The sequence below is a fragment of the Paenibacillus sp. FSL W7-1088 genome (assembly GCF_037969855.1).
GTDB lineage: Bacteria > Bacillota > Bacilli > Paenibacillales > Paenibacillaceae > Paenibacillus.
Map to the genome: position 1 here is coordinate 715,137 of NZ_CP150216.1, position 22,038 is coordinate 737,174.

Annotated in this window: 24 protein-coding genes; 20 read left to right on the forward strand and 4 right to left on the reverse strand. The window is 47.2% G+C overall.

The features are described from left to right. Positions 1-35 precede the first annotated feature (35 nt). From MKY42_RS03340 to MKY42_RS03370, 7 genes are all read left to right on the forward strand, one after another. Complete coding sequence (locus MKY42_RS03340; RefSeq protein ID WP_090904259.1) at positions 36-494, forward strand: DUF523 domain-containing protein; 459 nt, start codon at positions 36-38, stop codon at positions 492-494. Between the two features lie 270 nt (positions 495-764). Beyond that, on the forward strand, positions 765-1,442 hold the full coding sequence (locus MKY42_RS03345) for an NAD(P)H-dependent oxidoreductase (RefSeq protein ID WP_339848523.1): 678 nt from the start codon (positions 765-767) through the stop codon (positions 1,440-1,442). A 123-nt stretch (positions 1,443-1,565) separates the two neighbouring features. After that, positions 1,566-1,988, forward strand: coding sequence for a MarR family transcriptional regulator (locus MKY42_RS03350; protein WP_339848525.1), 423 nt, complete (start codon positions 1,566-1,568; stop codon positions 1,986-1,988). Between the two features lie 179 nt (positions 1,989-2,167). Next, complete coding sequence (locus tag MKY42_RS03355) at positions 2,168-2,749, forward strand: NAD(P)H-dependent oxidoreductase (RefSeq protein WP_090904261.1); 582 nt, start codon at positions 2,168-2,170, stop codon at positions 2,747-2,749. A 93-nt stretch (positions 2,750-2,842) separates the two neighbouring features. After that, on the forward strand, positions 2,843-3,154 hold the full coding sequence (locus MKY42_RS03360) for a helix-turn-helix transcriptional regulator (protein ID WP_063567799.1): 312 nt from the start codon (positions 2,843-2,845) through the stop codon (positions 3,152-3,154). A 164-nt stretch (positions 3,155-3,318) separates the two neighbouring features. Next, complete coding sequence (locus tag MKY42_RS03365; protein WP_090904262.1) at positions 3,319-4,353, forward strand: LLM class flavin-dependent oxidoreductase; 1,035 nt, start codon at positions 3,319-3,321, stop codon at positions 4,351-4,353. A 316-nt stretch (positions 4,354-4,669) separates the two neighbouring features. Next, positions 4,670-5,830, forward strand: a complete 1,161-nt coding sequence (locus MKY42_RS03370) for an AI-2E family transporter (protein WP_179261837.1) — start codon at positions 4,670-4,672, stop codon at positions 5,828-5,830. A 139-nt stretch (positions 5,831-5,969) separates the two neighbouring features. On the opposite strand, the gene MKY42_RS03375 is transcribed toward MKY42_RS03370, so the two are convergent. Then, positions 5,970-6,341 (reverse strand): metalloregulator ArsR/SmtB family transcription factor, encoded by a 372-nt coding sequence (locus tag MKY42_RS03375; protein ID WP_053779670.1) that lies wholly within the window; start codon positions 6,339-6,341, stop codon positions 5,970-5,972. Positions 6,342-6,604: 263 nt separating this feature from the next. On the opposite strand from MKY42_RS03375, the gene MKY42_RS03380 reads away from it, so the two are divergent. The 7 genes from MKY42_RS03380 to MKY42_RS03410 all read left to right on the forward strand — a co-directional run bounded on the left by MKY42_RS03380 (position 6,605) and on the right by MKY42_RS03410 (position 14,769). Continuing rightward, a complete protein-coding gene (locus tag MKY42_RS03380) occupies positions 6,605-8,986 on the forward strand; it encodes a heavy metal translocating P-type ATPase (protein ID WP_339848533.1) in 2,382 nt (793 codons plus the stop codon). Between the two features lie 117 nt (positions 8,987-9,103). Then, complete coding sequence (locus MKY42_RS03385; RefSeq protein WP_090904265.1) at positions 9,104-9,463, forward strand: SdpI family protein; 360 nt, start codon at positions 9,104-9,106, stop codon at positions 9,461-9,463. A gap of 244 nt (positions 9,464-9,707) precedes the next feature. Continuing rightward, positions 9,708-10,148 (forward strand): MerR family transcriptional regulator, encoded by a 441-nt coding sequence (locus tag MKY42_RS03390; RefSeq protein WP_339848536.1) that lies wholly within the window; start codon positions 9,708-9,710, stop codon positions 10,146-10,148. Between the two features lie 261 nt (positions 10,149-10,409). Then, a complete protein-coding gene (locus MKY42_RS03395) occupies positions 10,410-11,630 on the forward strand; it encodes an MFS transporter (RefSeq protein WP_301247467.1) in 1,221 nt (406 codons plus the stop codon). Positions 11,631-11,649: 19 nt separating this feature from the next. Beyond that, complete coding sequence (locus MKY42_RS03400) at positions 11,650-12,072, forward strand: universal stress protein (RefSeq protein ID WP_339848542.1); 423 nt, start codon at positions 11,650-11,652, stop codon at positions 12,070-12,072. Between the two features lie 90 nt (positions 12,073-12,162). Beyond that, on the forward strand, positions 12,163-13,587 hold the full coding sequence (locus MKY42_RS03405) for an aldehyde dehydrogenase family protein (protein ID WP_339848544.1): 1,425 nt from the start codon (positions 12,163-12,165) through the stop codon (positions 13,585-13,587). Between the two features lie 366 nt (positions 13,588-13,953). Beyond that, positions 13,954-14,769, forward strand: coding sequence for a TipAS antibiotic-recognition domain-containing protein (locus tag MKY42_RS03410; protein ID WP_179261825.1), 816 nt, complete (start codon positions 13,954-13,956; stop codon positions 14,767-14,769). Positions 14,770-14,923: 154 nt separating this feature from the next. Here MKY42_RS03410 and MKY42_RS03415 read toward each other — a convergent pair whose 3' ends face one another. After that, complete coding sequence (locus MKY42_RS03415) at positions 14,924-15,412, reverse strand: GAF domain-containing protein (protein WP_076290504.1); 489 nt, start codon at positions 15,410-15,412, stop codon at positions 14,924-14,926. Positions 15,413-15,598: 186 nt separating this feature from the next. On the opposite strand from MKY42_RS03415, the gene MKY42_RS03420 reads away from it, so the two are divergent. From MKY42_RS03420 to MKY42_RS03440, 5 genes are all read left to right on the forward strand, one after another. Next, positions 15,599-15,895 (forward strand): hypothetical protein, encoded by a 297-nt coding sequence (locus MKY42_RS03420; RefSeq protein WP_090904270.1) that lies wholly within the window; start codon positions 15,599-15,601, stop codon positions 15,893-15,895. Between the two features lie 197 nt (positions 15,896-16,092). Further along, positions 16,093-16,665, forward strand: coding sequence for a GNAT family protein (locus tag MKY42_RS03425; RefSeq protein ID WP_090904271.1), 573 nt, complete (start codon positions 16,093-16,095; stop codon positions 16,663-16,665). Between the two features lie 204 nt (positions 16,666-16,869). Continuing rightward, positions 16,870-18,378, forward strand: a complete 1,509-nt coding sequence (locus MKY42_RS03430) for an MDR family MFS transporter (RefSeq protein ID WP_256222442.1) — start codon at positions 16,870-16,872, stop codon at positions 18,376-18,378. A 118-nt stretch (positions 18,379-18,496) separates the two neighbouring features. After that, a complete protein-coding gene (locus MKY42_RS03435) occupies positions 18,497-18,985 on the forward strand; it encodes a hypothetical protein (RefSeq protein ID WP_090904273.1) in 489 nt (162 codons plus the stop codon). 31 nt (positions 18,986-19,016) lie between these two features. Continuing rightward, positions 19,017-19,202, forward strand: a complete 186-nt coding sequence (locus tag MKY42_RS03440; RefSeq protein ID WP_143067085.1) for a hypothetical protein — start codon at positions 19,017-19,019, stop codon at positions 19,200-19,202. Between the two features lie 90 nt (positions 19,203-19,292). Here MKY42_RS03440 and MKY42_RS03445 read toward each other — a convergent pair whose 3' ends face one another. Further along, positions 19,293-19,754, reverse strand: a complete 462-nt coding sequence (locus tag MKY42_RS03445; RefSeq protein WP_062326256.1) for a MarR family transcriptional regulator — start codon at positions 19,752-19,754, stop codon at positions 19,293-19,295. A 342-nt stretch (positions 19,755-20,096) separates the two neighbouring features. Between MKY42_RS03445 and MKY42_RS03450 the strand changes: the two genes are divergently transcribed. Next, positions 20,097-21,413: an MFS transporter gene (locus MKY42_RS03450; protein ID WP_090904275.1), complete on the forward strand. Its 1,317-nt coding sequence runs from the start codon at positions 20,097-20,099 to the stop codon at positions 21,411-21,413. Between the two features lie 103 nt (positions 21,414-21,516). Here MKY42_RS03450 and MKY42_RS03455 read toward each other — a convergent pair whose 3' ends face one another. Continuing rightward, positions 21,517-21,795 carry a hypothetical protein gene (locus MKY42_RS03455; RefSeq protein WP_256222423.1) on the reverse strand — a complete coding sequence of 93 codons (279 nt, stop codon included), beginning with the start codon at positions 21,793-21,795 and terminating at the stop codon, positions 21,517-21,519. Positions 21,796-22,038: the final 243 nt, after the last annotated feature.

Sequence of the window (22,038 nt, forward strand, 5' to 3'; positions counted from 1 at the left end):
ATTTAATAGATGATTGGCGCATAAGGAGCATAACGATGAAATATTTAGTGAGTTCATGTCTTGCTGGCGTAGCCTGCCGTTACAACGGAACAGCGAGTCTGGATGCAAAGATTCAAGAGCTTGTGGAGCAGGAACAGGCGAAGATGGTCTGCCCGGAGCTGCTTGGAGGATTTTCCACCCCGCGGGAGCCGGCTGAAATTATCGGCGGTACGGGTAAGGATGTGCTGGCAGGTACAGCCAAGGTAATGGAGAAGAGTGGCAAGGATGTGACGGATCTGTACATTAAAGGAGCCTATCAGACACTTGAATGGGCACAAAAACTGGATGTCACCTGTGTGGTGCTCAAAGAATTCAGCCCTTCCTGTGGTACACAGATGATCTACGATGGCAACTTTGCTAACCACAAAGTCGCGGGCGAAGGGGTTACTTCTGCTTTGCTGCGGCAAGAGGGATTTACGGTTATTTCGGAAAATGAGTTCATGGAACAGTTGTAATTCTCGTAAATAATCATCTCTGACACGAATGACAAGTAAGTCGCCTTGGGGAGCAGCAGATCCATGGCGACTTGTTTTTTTGTTACAACAGGTTATGCAACCGACCGTTGAAAACCTTGTTAGATAACAATAGTTACTTTTATGAACAAAGAAACATTATTGTGCGTACTTTTATATTTTGATTATAGAATCTAAAATAACACTCAGGTATTCGGTTTAGACAATGACCATGAATATAAACATAAATAAGAAAAAAGGATGTGCAGGCATATGGAACAATCGGCAAAAGCTATTACGAAAGAAAACGTCTTGAACGCTTACCATTTTCGGCATGCAACCAAACAGTTTGATGCTTCACGTATCATTTCGGAAGAAGATTTTGAGTTTATTCTGGAAACAGGACGATTGTCACCAAGCTCAATTGGTTTGGAACCATGGAAATTTCTGATTGTGCAGAACCCGGAGATGCGGAAGCGTCTGTCCGAAGTTTCTTCGGGGGCTTCGAAACAGTTGGCGAAGGCCAGCCATTTTATTGTCATTCTGGCGCGGTCTGATGCGAGTTATAACTCGCCTTACGCGGAATATATGCTGAAAGAAATCAAAGGCATGCCGGATGACGTTTTTGAGTTGACCCGTGAAGCTTATGGCAAATTTCAAAAGAACCAACGAATGCTTGAGAACCCGCGTACTTTATTTGACTGGGCGTCCAAACAGACCTATATCGCTCTCGGCAATATGATGACTGCGGCAGCGCTGATTGGTATCGATTCCTGCCCGATTGAAGGGTTTATCTATGAAGACGTACATCGTATTCTGGAAGAGGAAGGTCTGTTAGAGGATGGAGTATGGGATGTTTCCGTCATGGCTGCCTTTGGTTATCGGGCGGAAGATCCGCCACGCGAGAAATCCCGTCAGCCTTTGGATAAAATCACGCAGTGGATTGATTAAAGCTTCACGTGATCTGCTGTTTATATATAAATATCACAAGCCTCGTCTCTTCCTTTTTGGAAGGTCCAGGGCTTGTGATATAAAAAGCTTGAAAATACATAGATGTCTATGTATAATGAACTCATGCCAAAATACAACGCAATTGCACTGATCGCAAGAATCAGAGATCACATTAACAAACAGATTGTTCAGGAGCTGGAGAAGCATAATGTTACAGGAATCGTCCCGTCCCACGGTGACATCCTCATGTTCCTCTACCGTGAAGATGTACTTTCCATCAAGATGCTGGCGGAGCGAGTCCACCGAACTCAACCAACCGTCACCGTACTGGTGAACAAGCTGGAAAAGCTGGGATATGTAGAACGCAGTAAGAGTGCCGAAGACAGCCGAGTGACGATGATTCGTTTGACAGAGCAGGGGCGGCAACTTGAACCTGTATTTCATCAGGTATCACAACAGATTAACGGGATGGTGTATGGTCATTTGACGGACGATCAAGCGGATCAACTGGAGAGTTTGTTGACCGGTATCGTTAGCAAGTTATAACCATAACCAACTAAAAGCATTTTGCATTATCAATAAACCGAGGCGATCGGACGATCAACAAAATGTAAAATGCTTTAACCCCTTTTTTTGATCATATATATAGACATCTATGTATATGTAGAGTGTCATTCAAGATTTTGGCAGCGAAATTTAATATAAATCTGGAGGGGTTATTTCTTATGAAACATCTTATCGTATATGCACACCCGCGCACAGACAGTTTGAACCACGCCATTTTAAACACGGCAGTGGAAACACTTAAGGGTCAAGGCCACGAAGTCGTTGTACGTGATCTGTACGCACTGGGATTCCAGCCTGTATTGAGCGCGGCGGATACAACGTCCATGCGTGCAGGACAGACGCCTCAGGATATTGCAACCGAGCAGCAATTTGTTGCTGAAGCAGAGGCCATTACCTTTATTTATCCCATCTGGTGGGCAGGCCTTCCTGCAATCATGAAAGGGTATATTGATCGTGTATTCGCATATGGTTTCGCTTATGCTTCCGGTGAAGCTGGCATCGAGAAATTGCTGACAGGCAAAAAAGGTCTGATCATTAATACACATGGCACGCCAAGTGAAATTTACGATCAAATCGGCATGACTGCCAGCATAAAAATGACTTCCGATATCGGTATCTTCGATTTTGTAGGTATTGAAGTGATAGATCACTTGCTCTTCGGCAGTATCGGATATTTGGAAACTACAGCTTATCAGTCCATGCTGGAACAAGTAAAAGAGACGGTCAGCACCAAGTTCTAAACGTATACACATGCATATATTGGCAGGCCGGTTCATTCGTCGAATCGGTCTGTTTGGTTTGCAAAATGAAAGAAAGGCGGTATAATCTTACCCATGGAACCTATACTCATATTCAAAGCATTATCCAACGAGACACGTCGACAGATTCTGTTGTGGCTCAAAAACCCGGAGCAACACTTTCCACCGCTGGAGTTATCCCAGCATCCGGATGCAGGAAAGAGCGGCATATGTGTTGGAACGATTCAGGTGAAGGCCGGACTGGCTCAATCCGTCATATCCAGCTATCTGCTGACTATGCTGAAAGCCGGGTTGCTGATCTCCGAGCGCAGGGGGCAGTGGACGTATTATCGCCGCAACGAAGAAACCATTCGTCAATTTGCCGAGTACGTACAGCACGAGCTATAAGCCGGACGCCGAGACGGAAGCAAGAATGCAGGTGCAGGCGGGTATTCCGTCCGGATGTAAACGGCTTGAGGAGCAGCGCTGGCACATCATTTTTTTGCGCTTTTACATCTATATATCTGGATATACAAAAATAAAAATATACACACAGAGGAGAACTTTCTATCATGTCTACCGAAAACACAGCTTCATCCCCCAAAAAACATATTAACGACGTTAAATTGTCCATTCTGGATTTGGCTCCTGTCGTAGTAGGTGCCACACCTGCGGATGCGCTCCGCAACAGTCTGGATCTTGCTCAGCACGCAGAGCGTTGGGGATATCACCGTTACTGGGTAGCGGAACACCACAACATGCCAGGCATTGCTTCTTCCGCGACCTCGGTTGTTATTGGTTACCTTGCGGGTGGAACGAAGACTATTCGTCTCGGTTCTGGTGGTATCATGCTGCCTAACCATGCGCCGCTTGTCATTGCCGAGCAGTTTGGTACGCTGGAGTCACTTTATCCAGGCCGTATAGACCTTGGGTTAGGCCGTGCGCCAGGTAGTGACCGTCGTACGTCTCTTGCTTTACGCAAAGACCTGAACAGCGGTGAAGATTTCCCTGAATTGCTGGCTGAGCTAAGAGCATACTTCGATGCTTCTGCTACATCGTATCACGCGCCTGTTCGCGCTGTACCCGGAGAAGGATTGAATATCCCGATTTACCTGCTTGGCTCCAGTGATTTCAGTGCTCGTCTCGCCGGACAGCTGGGATTGCCGTTTGCTTTTGCCAGCCACTTCTCACCGGATTACACTCGGATTGCACTTGAAACGTATCGGAGCAGCTTCCAGCCATCCGATTACTTGAAGGAGCCCCATGTTATTGTGGGTGTAAATGCAGTCGTTGCGGATACCGACGAAGAAGCTGCATGGCTTGGTACGACGATGCAGCAGCAGTTCCTGAACATTATTCGTGGCACAACCGGGTTGGTGCAGCCACCAGCTGATATGGAAGGCAAATGGACGGATCGTGAGAAAGCTGGTGTAGAACAGACGCTGAAAGCAGCAGTGAACGGTTCTCCGGAAACCGTGCGTGGTCAACTGGAATCATTTATTGCTCAGACCCAGGCGGATGAATTGATTATTACGTCGATGATCTATGATCATCAGGCACGCCTGCACTCGTATGAGCTGATCGCTCAACTGGCGGGAAAAGCATAAACAAAAGCAGAAACGCAACAGCGGACGTGAACATAAAGCTCGGACGCCGCTGACATATTAACGGTTTGTCTCTTTGGAGGCGAGCCGTTTTTTTGGTAGGGATATTTTTCAAAGGAATCGTATGGGGCAGAAGGTTCTTTTTAGGGTAAAATGAACATACTGGTCTAATTTGAAACGGTTAAACAGCGCCATACGTATAAACTCAGTGTGTTATACATATGTTGGCTTGTACAAGCAACTTTATGTACAGTCAAGAAACATGCAGGTTTACAGCTAATGCTTTAATAAAGGATACATAAGAGAGGAAGACACGCCTATGGAGCAACCCGAGCAACCCCGTATTTGGCCGGATCGGTTTAAACGATTTTTTTTGAATAACAAGTTCGTGCTTTTTCTGTTAATTCTGCTGCTGGTAGGACTGAACGTGATGGTACTTACCAAAGTATCCTTTGTTTTGCACCCGCTCGCGGTGCTGATCAAGACGATTGTGCTGCCGATTATTCTGTCGGGTATTCTCTATTATCTGCTGAATCCGATTGTGGATGTCATGGAGAAGTGGAGGATCAAGCGTGGCTGGTCCATTCTGATCTTATATCTCGCTATCGGGGGTATTCTGACAATCGTCGTGCTGGCAGTCATTCCGGTCGTACGTAACCAGATTACGAGTCTGATTGAAAATTTTCCAACTTACAGTGAGACGGTCAAACAGCAGTTTGAGCAGCTTACGGGCAGCAAACTGTTCGGTCAGTTCCAGGAGACAGTGAATCTGAATTCTCAGGACTGGTGGGGTACGATCTCCCAGAAAGCCACGGACATTCTGAACTCGACCTGGACCAAATTGGGCGGATTCCTCGGAGCGTTCACCGAGACGGTGCTGTCCATTGTAACGGTTCCGTTTATCCTGTTCTATCTGCTGAAAGACGGCAAGAAACTTCCGTCCAAAATTTTATCTTTCCTGCCAATCAAGAGCCGTACAGGTGCAATGCATGTGCTGGAAGATATCAATCACCAGATTAGTTCGTTCATTCGTGGACAGATTATCGTCAGCTTCTGCATCGGTATTCTGCTCTACATCGGGTATATGATTATTGGTCTGGACTATGCGCTGATTCTTGCGATTATCGCATCGTTCACGAGTGTTGTACCTTACCTGGGACCAGCAATTGCGATTACGCCTGCGTTGATCGTGGCTCTGGTCACTTCCCCGGTGATGCTGCTGAAGATGGTAGCGGTGTGGACGATCGTGCAATTAATTGAGGGTAAATTCATCTCACCTCAGATTATGGGCAAAACGCTCAAGATTCACCCCATCACGATTATCTTTGTCATTCTGACTTCAGGCAATCTGTTCGGTGTGGTGGGCATTCTGCTGGCCGTTCCCGGATACGCGGTGCTGAAAGTATGTGTGTCGCATATCTTCAACTGGTTCAAGGAAAGATCCGGCCTGTATGATCCGAAGAATAACAATCTACTGTAACAGGAGTAGGCAAGCCCATAGCTAGAGAATGATAAACTCTTTTTTCTGGCAAAACGGTGCCCTTATTCAACAGAACCCCCGTCCATCGGCGAACAGCCGAGAGACGGGGGTTCTGTTGTGTGAACAGGCAGGCTGATGCCTAGCCATGTTTAATATGTTGGAGCGTCTGCAGGAAGATCTGCTCAATGTGTGCATCATCCAGAGAATAATACACAGTCTTGCCTTCTTTGCGCCGCTTGACAATCCGCATGTTGCGGAGTGACCGCAGCTGGTGCGAAATGGCCGACTGTCCCATATCGAGCAGCACCGTCAGATCATGCACACATAATTCCTTCTGCAACAGCGCATCAATAATACGAAGCCGTGTCGGGTCGCTGAAAGCCTTGAACCAATCAGCCATCTCGGAAGAGGTCTCACGATCCATGAGAGAAGCACGAATGGTCTGCACGTCAGCCTCTGTTCCAGAGCAGGCCGCGTCGCATTCAGCTGGAGCTTTAACCGGTTGTTCCATTTCCTATCACCACCTATGTTAACTCAACCTTTGATTTGATCAAATGTTTTTCGATAAGCCTATTATATCCAAAAAACGTCTAAAGCGAAATAATTACTATTAGCATATTCTGTATGAAAAATCAACTGGAATTGTTGACACTCATGTTTAAGCGTGCATATAATAGGGTTAACAAAACATATGAATGATTGCTCATATATTGATTTAAAATCAAAAAAATTACGGATAACTTTGTCTTACGTTCTGCAAAGGGGAGAGTTCACATGGGAACCGGACAGGAACAGGTGAAAAGGGAACTGCTGCTGGATGGATTGGATTGCGCGAACTGCGCATTGAAGATTGAGAATGGCGTCAAAAAAATTAAAGGCATTACCGATTGCTCGGTCAATTTTGTGACCAAAACTTTATCCATGCACACCACATCCGATATGGATGAGCAGGTGGTGGAAGAAGCGAAGCGCAAAGTGCTTCGGCTGGAACCGCATATTCGTATTTCGGAAAAAGGTAAATCATCACAAGGTAGTCGTGGTGCTGCTGATTCAATAAATCACGCCAAAGGCAATGTGCACGCCCATGCAGGCAGCGGGGCTCACACGCATGAGCATACTTCGAGTGGGCACGATCATGCTGGTCACTCCCATGACCATGATCATACACATGACCACGGTCATCATCACGGAGCCCAAGACCACACGCATGATCATGGAAGTCATGCTGGACATGATCACGGTCATGCAGATAGTCACAATCATGACGCGCATGCCGGACACTCGCATGAACATGGCGCTGGGCAGACAAAGGTGCTGCTGGCACGTTTGGCGGCAGGGTCCATTTTGGTAGCAGCCGCGATCTGGTCTCCGCTGGAAGGATGGGCACAGCTTGCGCTCTATGTTGTTGCTTATCTGATCGCAGGGGGAGATATCGTTCTCCAGGCATTCAAAAATATCATTCGCGGTCAGGTATTCGATGAATACTTCCTGATGTCCGTAGCCACCATCGGTGCTTTTGCCATTGGTCAATACCCCGAAGGTGTTGCGGTTATGCTCTTCTATCAGCTTGGTGAGCTGTTTCAGGGACTGGCGGTTAATCGCTCAAGGAAGTCGATCCAGTCGCTTATGGATATTCGCCCGGATTATGCCAATATGCTGATTGGCGCGGGAGAAGAGACCAAGCGAGTGTCTCCGGACGAAGTACGTATTGGAGATCGCATCGTGGTTAAAGCGGGTGAGCGAGTACCTCTGGACGGTATCGTTAAGGCAGGTCGCTCCATGGTGGACACTTCCGCTCTGACAGGTGAGTCCGTTCCGCGTGAACTGGAACCCGGCAGTGATGTGCTGAGTGGGTTCGTGAACAAAAACGGGATGTTGACTATCGAAGTAACAAAAACTTTTGGTGAATCCACGGTATCCAAAATTCTGGACCTGGTGCAGAATGCGAGCAGCCGCAAAGCCAAAACGGAACATTTTATTAGCAAATTTGCCCGTTATTATACGCCGGTTGTCGTCATTCTTGCCGCTTTGATTGCACTCGTTCCGCCGCTGGTACTCAGTGGTGCGACATTCGCCGATTGGATCTATCGTGCACTGGTCTTCCTCGTGATCTCTTGTCCGTGTGCGCTGGTCGTGTCCATTCCGCTTGGTTTTTTCGGCGGCATCGGAGCTGCCTCGCGTAATGGGATACTCATCAAAGGAAGTAACTACCTTGAAGCCTTGAACGATGTCAAAGTCGTTGTTTTCGATAAAACGGGTACCCTAACCAAAGGTGTGTTCAAAGTTACAGCTATTCGCCCTGAAGGCAGGCGTACGGAAGATGAATTGATGGAGCTTGCTGCAATTGCCGAGGCCCATTCCAATCATCCGATTGCTGAATCCATTCGCGCAGCTTGGGCGAAAGATATTCGGACCCAGGGTGTGGATGATTACGATGAGGTTGCAGGGCATGGCATCAAGGTCAGTGTGGATGGACGTGATGTGCTTGCAGGTAACGCCAAATTGATGGAACAGGCAGGTATCTCCTACACGACTCCGCAAACCGTGGGTACGGTGGTGCACATTGCCGAATCCGGTTCATATGTCGGTCACCTGATCATTGCCGATGAGGTGAAGGATGATGCAGCGGCAGCCATTCAGGCACTCAAGAAGCTCGGTATTCGCAAAACAGTCATGCTGACCGGGGATGCCAAGGCTGTTGGTGAAGCTGTAGGGCGTGAGCTGGGTGTCGATGAAGTATACGCTGAGCTGCTGCCACAGCATAAAGTCGAACAGCTGGAGCGGCTCGAAGCTGCCAAATCACCGAAAGAGAAAATGGTGTTTGTCGGTGATGGTATTAACGATACACCAGTTCTGGCGCGCGCCGATGTAGGTGTAGCGATGGGTGGACTTGGTTCGGATGCCGCGATTGAAGCGGCAGACGTTGTCATCATGACGGATGAACCCTCCAGACTGGCAAGTGCGATCCGGATTGCAAAACGGACTCGAACCATTGTCTGGCAAAATATCGGTTTTGCGTTGGGTGTCAAAGCGATTTTCTTACTGCTGGGTGTATTCGGCATTGCCACCATGTGGGAAGCGGTATTCTCTGATGTTGGGGTGACCGTGCTGGCTGTCCTGAACGCCATGCGTGTACTGCGGGTGAAGGACATTTAAGTTTTACGAAACGATCCGGACGGCTCTTCGTATATACGTAGAGCCGTTTTTATCTTTCATGGCTTCATGTATATACGTTTAATTGCACATTGAAAGTGAAGAGAAGGGGAGAACATTGTGGCAGGAGCAATTGTTGGGATTATATGCGGAGTGTGCTATTTCATTTTGGGATTAATGGTGTACAAAAAGCCGCCGAAAAGGATTAATGGCATATATGGTTATCGTACTCCGCGAGCAATGAGTCATCCCGATTTATGGGAAGAAGCGCAACGTTATAGCGCCAATCTGATGATGCAGTTTGGTGTGATTATTACGGTATTCGGCATAATCGGTTTTTGGCTTACGGATGTACGAGCTTTGGTTCTAAGTCTTGTGGCTACAGGATTCTATACATTCAGGCTATTTACCAGAGTCGAAGGCCGTTTGAAGCAAATGCAGCGTGTACAGCAAGAGGAACAGAAGGAGCAAGGTGCATAAAGTAGGATGTGAAATCGCACCTGAACGAAGATCCGCGAGAGCGGATCTTTTTGCATCTTATAGAGGCGGTGAAACAACTAGAAACTACTTTTAACAACGTATTGTAAAATTTACACTGAGATAATCTGTTCATGTTTGAAACATACTACATACTCAAGCTTAAAATCTAACGTTGACGTTAACGTTAATAATATATATAATTATGTACATAACATTATAGACATATTAAAGTGAGGTGAAGGAAATGAGTTTATATAAAATCGATGACGTAGCCAAGGAATGTGGTTTGACCAAACGTACCATTCGGTATTACGAAGAGATCGGTGTTATGCCTTCACCTCAGCGGACGGACGGTGGCACACGATTATACACCCGGGAAGATATCGATTATCTCAAAAAGGTGGTTCGGGCTAAGGAAGTTCTTGGTTTCTCGCTTCAGGAGCTGCATACCTATGTGGCAACGGCGGATGCACTGAACGAACAGCGTTTTGACTACCAGCAGACCACTGAAGTGAGAGAACGGATCGAGAAGCTCACCAAGATGGAAACGACGTTGGGTGACCAGCTGCAGCTGATCGAGCAGAAACTTCAGAGTATTCATGCCGTGCAGGAGGAACTTGAGGAATTGCGTGAACGAGTTCAGAACGGCATTCGACGATTAGAAGGGCACGAGAACGACACATAAATGAGCATTTTGCATAAATCCAAAGAGCATGTTCCAATCAGCATGATATAGATCGAAATTCTTTTATTCGTCTATATCATGTACCCGAAGCGAATGCATCGAATTATGCAAAATGCTAAATTAGTATTCCACGATAAGCACCGGGAGATCCGGTGTCATTTGTGCCGTTTTCTTACCTATATTTCTGAAAACAAAAATGATAATTTCATTGTTTTTCATAATTACTTCACAACATAAATCATGAATCAGGAGGAATTACGTATGAAAAGAGAACCCTCACTACCTGACGAATTGCCGTCATCCCGTGGTGGGCTGTTATCCCAGCCCAGAGCGGTATGGGCAGTAGCCTTCGCCTGTATCATCTCCTTTATGGGATTAGGATTGGTCGACCCGATTTTGCCTGCGATTGCAGATCAGCTGCATGCTTCCAAAAGCCAGGTATCTTTATTGTTTACAAGTTATAACGCAGTTACGGGGGTAGCCATGCTGATTACAGGTGTTGTATCCAGCCGGATTGGAGTGAAGTGGACACTGCTCAGCGGGATTTTGCTGATCATTGTTTTCTCTTTCCTCGGCGGGACCTCTGACACTGTAGGTGCGCTCGTCGGTTACCGTGGTGGTTGGGGACTGGGGAATGCCCTGTTCATCGCAACTGCATTATCCGCTATTGTAGGACTATCCACTTCGGGGACAGCCAAAGCGATTATTTTATACGAAGCAGCGCTTGGTCTGGGGATTGCCGTTGGTCCATTGCTCGGTGGTGAACTGGGTTCCATCTCATGGCGCGGCCCGTTCTATGGTGTTGCTGTTCTGATGGCGATTGCTTTTATCAGTATTACGTTTATGCTGCCTAAGATGGCTAAACCCAAAACGCGCAGTTCCTTGTCCGATCCGTTCAAGGCTCTGGGTTATCCTTCACTGAAAACATTGGCGATTACGGCCTTCCTGTATAACTTTGGTTTCTTTACCTTGATGGCTTATTCACCTTATGTCATGAATCTGGATGAACACGGACTTGGTTATGTATTCTTCGGTTGGGGTTTGATGCTGGCGATCACGTCTGTCTTTGTTGCACCAAGGCTGCAACGTCGATTCGGATCGGTTCCTTCCATGAGCGTTATGCTGACCCTGTTCGCCATTGATTTGCTGGTGATGGCGGTGGGTACGGTGATGGGATCATCCACAACGGTTATTGTGGCTGTTATCGTTGCCGGGATTTTCCTCGGGATTAACAACACATTAATTACAACAGCAGTTATGGAAGCTGCACCGGTGGAACGTTCGGTGGCATCGGCTGCATACAGCTTTGTCCGGTTCCTTGGGGGGGCGCTGGCACCTTGGCTTGCTGGTAAATTATCCGAGTGGTTCCTGCCGGAGACACCGTTTTATTTTGGCGCATTGATGGTTCTGATCGGGGTCGTTGTGCTTCTGGTACGCCGCAGACATCTGCGTGATATCGATGCTGCCATTACGCATCATTAATGAACAGGAGGAATGGAAAATGCTGAAACGAATATTGGTTGCTGTCGATGGGTCGGATCATGCACACAAGGCTTTGGAGCAAGCTGTTGATCTGGCAGAAAGTTTGAAACAACCGGCTTCCTTGATGATCGTACATGTTAATCCTTCGATCTCGCTGAATGAGCCTGCACTGGGTGTGGATCTGGAAGCGCGGATCGCTGAAGAAGGGCAGCATATTATACAACCTGTTAATGAATTGTTAGCTGCTCGTTCTGTTCATTATGAAACATTGCTGATTGCTGGTGATCCCGTGAATGAGATCTGCCGTGTAGCCAAGGATAGAGACTGTGATCTCATTGTAATGGGGACGGCCGGGAAAAGCATGCTCGCTGAAATCGTGGTGGGCAGTGTCAGCCACGGCGTCTTGAAACATGCAGGATGTCCGGTGATGACTGTCAAATAGAGGTATGACTTTCTTGTGTTGATGATGCTAAAGTGGTGTATAAATAGGTATGGGATAACGCTGCGTTAAACATGAATGGAGGATACAACCATGAAAAAACAACATCTGTTCATCGGGGGCAAGCCCACCGAATCAGTAGACTATATAGCACTTCAGGCACCGTACTCGAAAGAAACATTGGCAGAAGTATCTTCTGCGTCAGCGGAGGAAGTCGAAGCAGCGATTGCCGCCGCAGTTCAGGCGGGCAAAGAGATGCGCAGAATGCCTGCCCATCAGCGTGCAGACATCCTTTACAAGCTGTCCGCCCTGCTGGAAGAGCGGAAGGAAGAAGCAGCACGAATCATTGCGCTGGAGGCAGCGAAGCCGATTACTGCGGCACTGGCCGAGGTTGATCGTACGGTGGAAACGTATCGTTTCGCCGCAGAAGAAGCCAAGCGGCTCACCGGAGAGACGGTTCCTATGGATGCAGCCAAAGGCGGAGAAGGACGCATAGGATACACGATGCGGCAGCCTTTGGGCGTTATTGGAGCCATTACGCCGTTTAATTTTCCGATGAACCTGGTGGCCCACAAAGTAGGACCAGCGCTGGCAGCAGGCAATACGATTGTGTTGAAACCTGCGGAGCAGACACCGTTGTCTTCGTATTATATTGCCAATTTGCTTCAGGAAGCGGGATTACCGGATGGCGCATTGAATGTGGTGAGCGGTGACGGCAAAACGATCGGTGATGTACTTGTAGAGCATACTGACGTGGCCCATATTACGTTTACAGGCAGCCCTGCTGTAGGTACCAGCATTCGCAGCAAAGCCGGACTGAAACGCGTAACATTGGAGCTGGGGTCCAATGCAGCCGTCATTATAGATGCGGATGCCAATTTGGATAAGGTGGTACCGAGATGTGTGACCGGGGCTTTTACTTACCAAGGTCAGGTATGTATTTCACTGCAGCGAATCTATGTGCATAGCGCGATTGCGGATGAGTTCATTCGTCGTTTTGCAGAAGCAGCCCAAAAAGTCGTAGTTGGAGACCCGTTGAATCCGGATACCGTTGTCTCTGCGCTCATCACATCCAAAGATGTACAGCGTACGCTGGATTGGATCGATGAAGCGAAGCAGGCAGGCGCTGAGGTGGCGACAGGTGGCGAAGCCGAGGGAGGCGTATTGCGTCCAACCGTACTGATTAACGTTCCGCGAGATGCCAAGGTGTCTTGTCAGGAGGTCTTTGCCCCGATCGTTGTCATTCATTCGGTGGATTCGGTTGAAGAAGGCATTGAGCATGTGAATGATTCCATCTACGGGCTTCAGGCAGGTGTGTTTACCAATGATATTCATACTGCATTGCATGCAGCGGACCACATCGAAGCTGGCGGCGTGATGATTAACGATATTCCCACTTTCCGTGTGGATCATATGCCTTATGGCGGTGTGAAGCAGAGCGGGATGGGACGTGAAGGTGTTAAATATGCCGTAGAGGAAATGACCGAATTGAAGTTTGTCATGTTTAACAAGAATTAAGATCCAACCGTGAGACGATGGATATTCGAGATAAAATAGAAACTGGTGATCCTGTGCCCAAGTTAGCGGGTACAGGATTTTTTCTTTTTCTGCGTTCAGCCCATACCGTAAAAAAATACATAGCCTTTCTTTATTAACCCCGGGTTCACATCTGATGAGAAGGGTATAAATACTTATCATACCGCAAATCTACCAATGACATGCCGTTCATATCACCGAAGCGTTGTGTATCCATCCAGAGAATGAACGGATTACTGGGGTACAGAATTGATGGAAGTCTTATAATATCTCACTTAAATTTAAATAAAATGCAGTATGAACAAGCCTGAACCTTGGAGTTACAGGCCAGACAGGAGGTGTATTCCAATGGCATATTCCATGGTTGATGTATCCGGGATGTCCGGTGTAAGTCTGAGTGAATTGGGACAGTATGCAGAGAAAGGTCTGCTGAATCCAGCCTTCGTGGGTCAAGATGAGGATATCTACTATGAGAAGCCGGAGCTGCTGAGACTACAGCAGATTCTGTTCTGTAAAGAAGTAGGCATGGAGGAGGAAGAGATTGGCCCCATGCTCAGGGATACTCCCCGGGACATGATCCGTATTATGCAGCAGCATCGGATCGAGATGCTGGAGAAGGCACTTCATCTCCACGGAATGATTCAGACACTGGACAAAACCATCTCTTACTTACGTGGAGAGCAGGAAATGGATGAGTACGAACTGTACGCCGGGTTTTCCAGGAAGGGGCGTCACCAGCTTCTGAATGAACCGATCTCTGACCGAGCGCCAAAGAATGACTATTCTGAACGGATGCATACAGAGAACAGTCAGAACTACAACGCCAATTCACCGGAGCAGTCCAAAATGCCTGATGGTCAGGAGATGAAGACGAAGGAAGATTTTCTCGATTCACAGGCGAAGATTGATCGAATTCACTTGGACTTGCAGGACGCTATTGAAGAAGGGTTAGAACCCGGCAGCCCGGAAGTACAGCAGATTATTGGCAGACATCTCGATTGGATCAAGGATTATTACACCCCAACCGCAGAGATTTACCGGGATTTGGCCAATCTGTACGTCGAGCACAAAAATTTTCGTCAGATGTATGATGGCTACCACCCCAAGCTGGCCGAGTTTTTGCGAGACGGGATGATGATTAAGGCGGAACAGGATTTATCCTAGCTGCATAAAGTATCTTGGGCGAGCAGAACATGGGTGTGAAGAAAAATAATCATAACAAAGAGCGCAGATCCTCTAGGAGAGTGCGCTCTTTGTTATTGCATATCATCGTATGACCGATGAACTCTGCATCGGCTTAAGACCTTATTTCAGGCAGTTAGGATAATTCCAACTGCTCTGTGATCAGGCTTACCGCCTTTTCCAGAAAGATGCGGTCTTCGTCGTCAAAACGGTTTTTGAGCGGGCTGTCGATGTCGAGCACCCCGTACAATTCGCCGTTTTTGATAATGGGTACAACGATTTCACTGTTTGATGCGGCATCACAGGCGATATGGCCTGGAAAGGCATGAACATCTTCAACGACCATCGTACGTCGCTCCGCAGCAGAAGTGCCGCATACACCGCGCCCAAGTGGAATACGGATGCAGGCAGGCAGTCCCTGGAATGGACCGAGTACAAGTTCTTTTCCATCATACAGATAGAATCCGACCCAATTGGTGTCGGTCATAAATACATTGAGCAACGCCGCAGCGTTTGCCAGATTGGCAATAGCGCTAGGTTCATCGCGGATCAGAGCACTTAACTGTCCCAGGACGGCGGTTTGCTGCTCGCTTCGTGTTCCTTCATAAGAAACAGCTTGAAACATGATGAATCACCCTCCCGAGCAAAAATGGTACTTATTTTCAAGATAGTGCAGAGCCTGCGGTTAGTCAAGCGGAGGATTTCGGAAAGGGCAGGTCAATTATGAATATTCCTCCTGTTTCTCATCTTCCTGGGTGGGGTAAATACTTAGCAACCACGGCGGGCTACAACCCGGGAAGGAGCTTGGCTTATGCATGCAGAGGTACAGAATCTTTTTGTACGAATTCATCTTCTATATTTGGCCCAAAATCAGGATTTAACCGTTAGCGACGCATTGCCTCTATTGGAAGAACGGGGGTATCGCGTTGGAGAACGGGAGATCAAGCAGGAGCTTGAGCATCTGACACAGGAGAACTTCCTGACCGCCCATGGAGATCAATGGAGCCTTACCGGGACAGGCATTGAGGAGTTTAAGGAAATCTTAGCCGTGTTCGGCCGGGTTAGTGAAGAGTTGCTGGCGTCGGACAAGAAGACGTCTACAGCCTGAACCTAAATTCGGATAAGGTGTGCCGAAATTAGGATGTAAACTTGAGCTGTTCTTACGTACAACAAGACCGGGAGGGGAAGTGGCCCGGTTTTTTGACGTGATCATGATGATTGAACAGTTGCCATTCGGTGCAGGTTATGGTTAGATGGCTATTGAATATGAGGTCTGTGGGATAGATCGGATCGGAGTGTCTTTTCATGTATAAATGCAAAGGGAGAATTCCCGAACTAGAGACAGGGCGGCTGCGTTTGCGTAAAATGCGCCGCCGGGATGCGGCCCAGATGTTCGCTTGCTGGTCTGACCGGGAAGTGACCCGTTATATGAATTTGGCGCCTATGATCGGGACAAGTGAGGCTGCGGATATGATCGGGCTGCTGAACCATATGGCAGGAGAAGAGGAGGCGATTCGCTGGGGCATTGAACTCAAGGAAACGGGCCGAATCATCGGAAGCTGCGGATATAACACTTGGCAACTTGAAGGTGCATTCCGTGGGGAGATCGGTTATGAACTGGGGCGCGACTACTGGCGTCACGGTTATATGACGGAAGCATTTTCGGTCATGTTACCATTTGGGTATGAGACGATGGGTCTCAATCGGATTGAAGCGCTGGTTGATCCGCGCAATCTGGCTTCGGGAGAGTTTCTGACGAACCGAGGCTTCACGCGGGAAGGCCTGCTGCGTCAGGTGCAGCACACGTCTACCGGGTATAAGGATATGGTGATGTACTCCCTGTTGTATGATGAGTTTTTGCGTAAGAGAGATAAATAAAGAAAGCAACGAAGGGGCAGAACAAAGCTGGAGAAGCGTAGCGTTCGCATTTATCACCGGATTTCCCCTTTGAAGGGGATGAAAAAAATCTGGGGATAACAGCGATCAAAAGGTTGTTCTGGTTCGTAGTGGGCTGTGTAAATCAATGTTCCAATTATATAGAGAATTGAAGAGAGAAGGGTTTGTGTGAATACAACAGGAGGTTTGAACCGCAGTTTCATCCTGGCGGGATTGCTGCTGGCGACTTTTTTATCTGCAATCGAAGGTACAGTGATTGGTCCGGCAGGGCCAACCATTGTCAGTGAGCTGGGAAGTGTACAGCTGTTGAGCTGGATTTTCACGGCTTATCTGTTAACGATGGCTGTGAGCACGCCGATTTTCGGCAAAATCAGTGATATATACGGACGAAAGCCAGTATTCCTGATTGGATGTGCTTTATTCTTACTGGGTTCGCTTCTTTGCTGCCTTTCGCAGAATATGGAGCAGCTGATTATTTTTCGAGCGATTCAAGGGATTGGTGCAGGTGCGGTTGTGCCTGTTACGTTTACGATTATTGGCGACATCTACCGCATTGAAGAACGAGGCAAAATACAGGGCTGGATCAGCTCCGTGTGGGGCATTTCATCTCTGGTCGGACCGCTGCTGGGCGGTTATTTCGTAGATAATCTGGGCTGGCAATGGATCTTTGGGTTCAATTTGCCGTTCGGACTGCTGGCGATGTGGTTTGTGTTTCGTTATCTGAAGGAAGAAATGTCTCCGCGTACCGCGAAAATTGACTATATGGGTGCGTTGACCTTTACCGTCGGTATTACAGCATTGCTCTTTGTATTGTCCGCGGGTGGACAGTATTATGCCTGGAGTTCTCCTATTATTGTGGGACTGAGTATTGTCGCTATTTTATTTATGATTTTATTTTTTGTGGTGGAAAAAAGAGCCCAGGCCCCGATGGTACCGCTCCATCTATTCCGTATTCGGGACATCCGGGTGGCGAATATCGCCGGATTACTGACCAGTACCCTGATGATTGGCCTAACCAGTTATTTGCCACTATGGGTGCAGGGGGTTCGGGGCGGTAATGCGACTGAATCCGGGTTGCTGCTTGCGCCGATGTCTGTTGGCTGGCTGATCGGTAGTGTACTTGCCGGCCGTCTGTTAATGAAGATTGGATCACGCTTAACAGCGGTGATTGGCTTAACCGGGATCGCCATTGGATCGGGAGGACTTTTCCTGGTCGGTGGAACATCGCCTCAAGCCGTACTGTTTATATTGACGTTTATTTACGGACTCGGCTTCGGATTTGCTTTTACCATATTCACGATCATTTCACAGTCGTCTGTTGGGTATAAAGAGCGTGGATCTTCCACGGCGTTACATACCTTTATGCGTACGCTTGGACAAACCATCGGTGCAGCAGCCTTCGGCACATGGTTGAACTACCGGATATCCACGTTGTCGAGCGAGCAGCATCTGGCTGAGGCTGGGATTTCGGATGGGGACCTGAATCAACTGCTTGCTCCACATACGGAAGCCGCTCTGTCGGATGACAAATGGGCACTTCTGCGTAACGTGCTGGAAGGAAGTCTGCATTCCTTGTTCATCATTATGTTTGTCATTGCTATTATCTCATGGGTAACGACATTGGCTTTACGCAAACGGTTAATCGTTCCTGAAGATGCAGATGCTCCGCCGCAAGCGCAAGCTTCTGGGCAGTAAACGAAGTGAAAAGAATAATCATTGGATTAAGGCAGCTGTTTCTCAGCTGCTTTTTTGTTATTATTTTCTAGAAGGGATTATCTATAATTTACAATAATGGAATGGGAGGCGAATTAAGATGAGTAAGCAATCCCTGCAATCGTTCCGGTATGTGCCCTTTCCAATCAAGCTGCTGGCAGTCCTTATGACTTGCATTTCACTTTCCATCGTTGTCGGACTCATGCAATATGTTCCCTTGGCGGAACGAGCGGAAGATACATATTACTATCCCTTCTGGTATACATTGATCATAAGCACTCTTATCAATTTGGCTGTTCTTCTGTTTCTGATCCTGCCTTTATCGCTATTTGTGGACCAAGTGCTTGCTTCTCTGAAAATGAACAGACCTGTATCCAGGGTAATATATACAATCGTAGCTTATTTTCTTCTTGGTGTAGGCAGTGCGCTGTTGTTCTCCATCTTTGTGTACAGAATGCATGCCTTTCAGAATGCTGGCCCTTATCAATACGTAGTCATAACAACTTTTGTTTTTTTACTGTGGCAATCAGGTCTGGGATGGATCTTGAATAGATCACGTAAGCAGAAGCAGCAGACCAGCACAGGATAATATAGATATCTCATTTGGAGTAGGGGTGAGGATGATGTTTCCCAATAATCTGAATTCGTCCAATGAAGATGAAGCCAAAAGCAAGTACGAAGAGACGCAGAGGGAGATTGAGGGTCACAGCCGTTCAGGTCTGTCCAGTTACATTGTGGATTTGCTCATTGCAGGTGGATTGGTTGTTGCTGTTCTCACGGTGTTGATGTGGATTCTGTACCTTTGATTAGATTAGTAAATAAATACGAATAACCGGTTCGCCTAAATAGGCGTTACCGGTTATTTTTAGTTTGGATCAGGTGATATGGGGCTGGCCTTAGCCGTTTGCGGATAAACGATCCGCACCAAGTGCAAGCCTTTCCAACAGCTCAGAGAGCAATGTCTTGTCATCCTCGCTCAGACCGCTGACAGCACGATCTATTTTGTGAGCGTACCCTGGATAGATGTCATCCATCGTACGCTGACCTTCCTCAGTCAATTCCACGAAAATAATGCGTCTGTCCTGCGGACAGTGTTTTCGGTGTAAAAGCCCCTTTTGCTCCAGCTTGTCAATGACATATGTGACATTCCCGCTCTGTAACAGCAGTTGTGCACCGACTTGTTGAATGGGCTGTGCTCCTTTCATATATAACACTTCGAGCACTCCGTAAGCGGTGGGGTTGAAGCCATGCACTTTGCTTCCGGATACAGCGTGTTCATTCACGCTCTTAAATGTCTGGGCCAAGGTGCGGTACAGATGAAGAGAACGTTCGGTTCCGATTTCCTGTAATTCCAGCATACTGATCCCGCCTTTTCAGATTTATTGGAGTTGATGAATTTACATTTGACGATTCAGAGGTTCGCCATATTTCTATTGTAAGCACCTGTTTGCACGAAAAACATGCGATATGTCACAAGATTTGCATTTTTAGCAATTAAAATTTAATCATTTTCGTCTATATAAATTGAACTAAAGAATATTTACACTTGTAGTCAGAATTCATAAAACTCGAAAATAAGCTATGGAAAGATCATCCTGAAGGCGCCGCGGCTTCTCCGTCTCTGGCAGGAGGTGGGGGCACAGCCTGCTCTCTATAATAAATTCATATCATGAATGGGTTGAGGGCGGAGGAGAAGAAGGATGACAAGTGGATTAACGATGCAGGAACGAAGACCCCTGAAGCACAATCGATCTTTTATCACTTTGATGGCTGCGCAGGCTATCTCCAATCTGGGAGACTGGCTGCACTTGCTGGCAATCCTTACGTTGGTGGGTATTCGCTGGAATGCAACGCCATGGGAGATTACGTTTACCACGCTCTGTGCAGCATTGCCTGTCTTACTTACAGGTCCATTTGCAGGGGCGCTGGCAGACCGGGTCAATCGCAAGTGGCTGATGATCGGCGCAGACGGTGCGCGAATTGTGATCGTTGGCGGGCTTATTTTTGCGGATCAAATCTGGCATGTGTATGTATTGCTTGTTCTCAAGTCTTTATTCGATGTGATGTTCTCACCGGCCAAGAACGGCAAGCTTAAGGAAATTGTGCCTCAGGAGCAATTGGGGCAGGCGGTATCCATCAGCTCGGTGATTGAACAGATGTCCAAAATTATCGGTCCAGCCCTTGGCGGGCTGTTGGTTGCTGCTTTTGGGATTACCTGGTGTTTCGTGTTGGATTCCGCGTCTTTTCTGATCTCAGGCATTATTTTGCTATGGATTCCTGGGGCGCGAGTGATCCAATCTGTGAATCAGAACGTAGAACAAGTAAGGGAAGAGACAGCAGGTGTTGCACAAACAGGTGAAAAAGCTACGTTTTTGAAAGATACAATGGAAGGCATCCGCATGCTCGCATCTCTTCCTCATGTGGGAACCTCGCTGGTCCTGCTTGCTTCAGCCCTTCTGTTTCTGCAATTTGCGGATTCCCAGACGGTAGTCCTGTTCAGGCAGCTTCCCGGTATTTCAAGTGATCTGCTCGGATGGTGCGTGGCGGCTAGCGGTGTTGGAACGTTAATTGCTGCGATGAGTGTTCAGAAGTGGAAAAGGGCGGGGCATGTTATCAAGATGGGGCTTGGAACATCATTGATGGGTCTTGTCATTGGTGGAGTAGGAATGATCGTAGGAGTATGGCCGCATGCCGGTCTTGGCGCCAATTTGCTGCTGATATCGTTATTTGCCCTGGCGGGTGTGGGGGTTGGGTTTGCCATTGTTCCGTTCCAAATTCTACTTCAGGAACAAACACCTGAATCCATGACGGGGCGTGTGTTTGGAACGGTTGGCAGCATCATGACAGCCAGTAACATCATGGGTCCGGTGGTAGGTGGATTTTTGGTGACCTCATTCGGAGTTATTCCGGCTTTTATTAGTTCAGGCATTTTGCTGACGCTGCTTGGCGTGATTTATGTAGTGATTCGCAGGCAAAAAAAGAACGATATGGACGGGAGTCTTGCAGCAAATCCATGATAACAGGTGAGTGAAACGAGTATACAAATATGAGATTTTCACTGTAATATAAAAAAGCAGGGGATCCAGATCCCCTGCTTTTTTCGTTTATTATAAAATTATGTTATCGCACGACTGAATGGTACTTTAATATAGATGCGATGCTTTCAAATGAGTGCTTGCCCTCTGCAATATTGACCATGAACTCTACTGCATATTGACGTTCCATTTGCCATTCAACATCAAAAACATCAAAAAAACCTTCCAGTACTTCAGGTCTCACATTTTCAGGTATTTTCAATTGTCTAACTTTTTTGAGTATAATCTCACCTTGACTGTTCTCAATAAATTCAATCTCATCACCTTGTGACACATCGAGCTTATCAATCAAAACCTTTGGCAAGCTAACGCCTAAGCTATTTACCCATTTTACCTATCTTACGAGATAAAATGTTCTTCTTAAAATTGTCCTCTTTCATTTGGGAACCACCATTCATAGTATGTTCCTCCTATCGTATGATCCAACTTAAGAAATGAATACGTAAGTAAGTATAAATGTTAGTACGTTATAACATATAACATGAATTGCAAATGTAAAATCATTATACAAAAGCTCAAAATGATCAAACAATTCCTCAAGAACTCG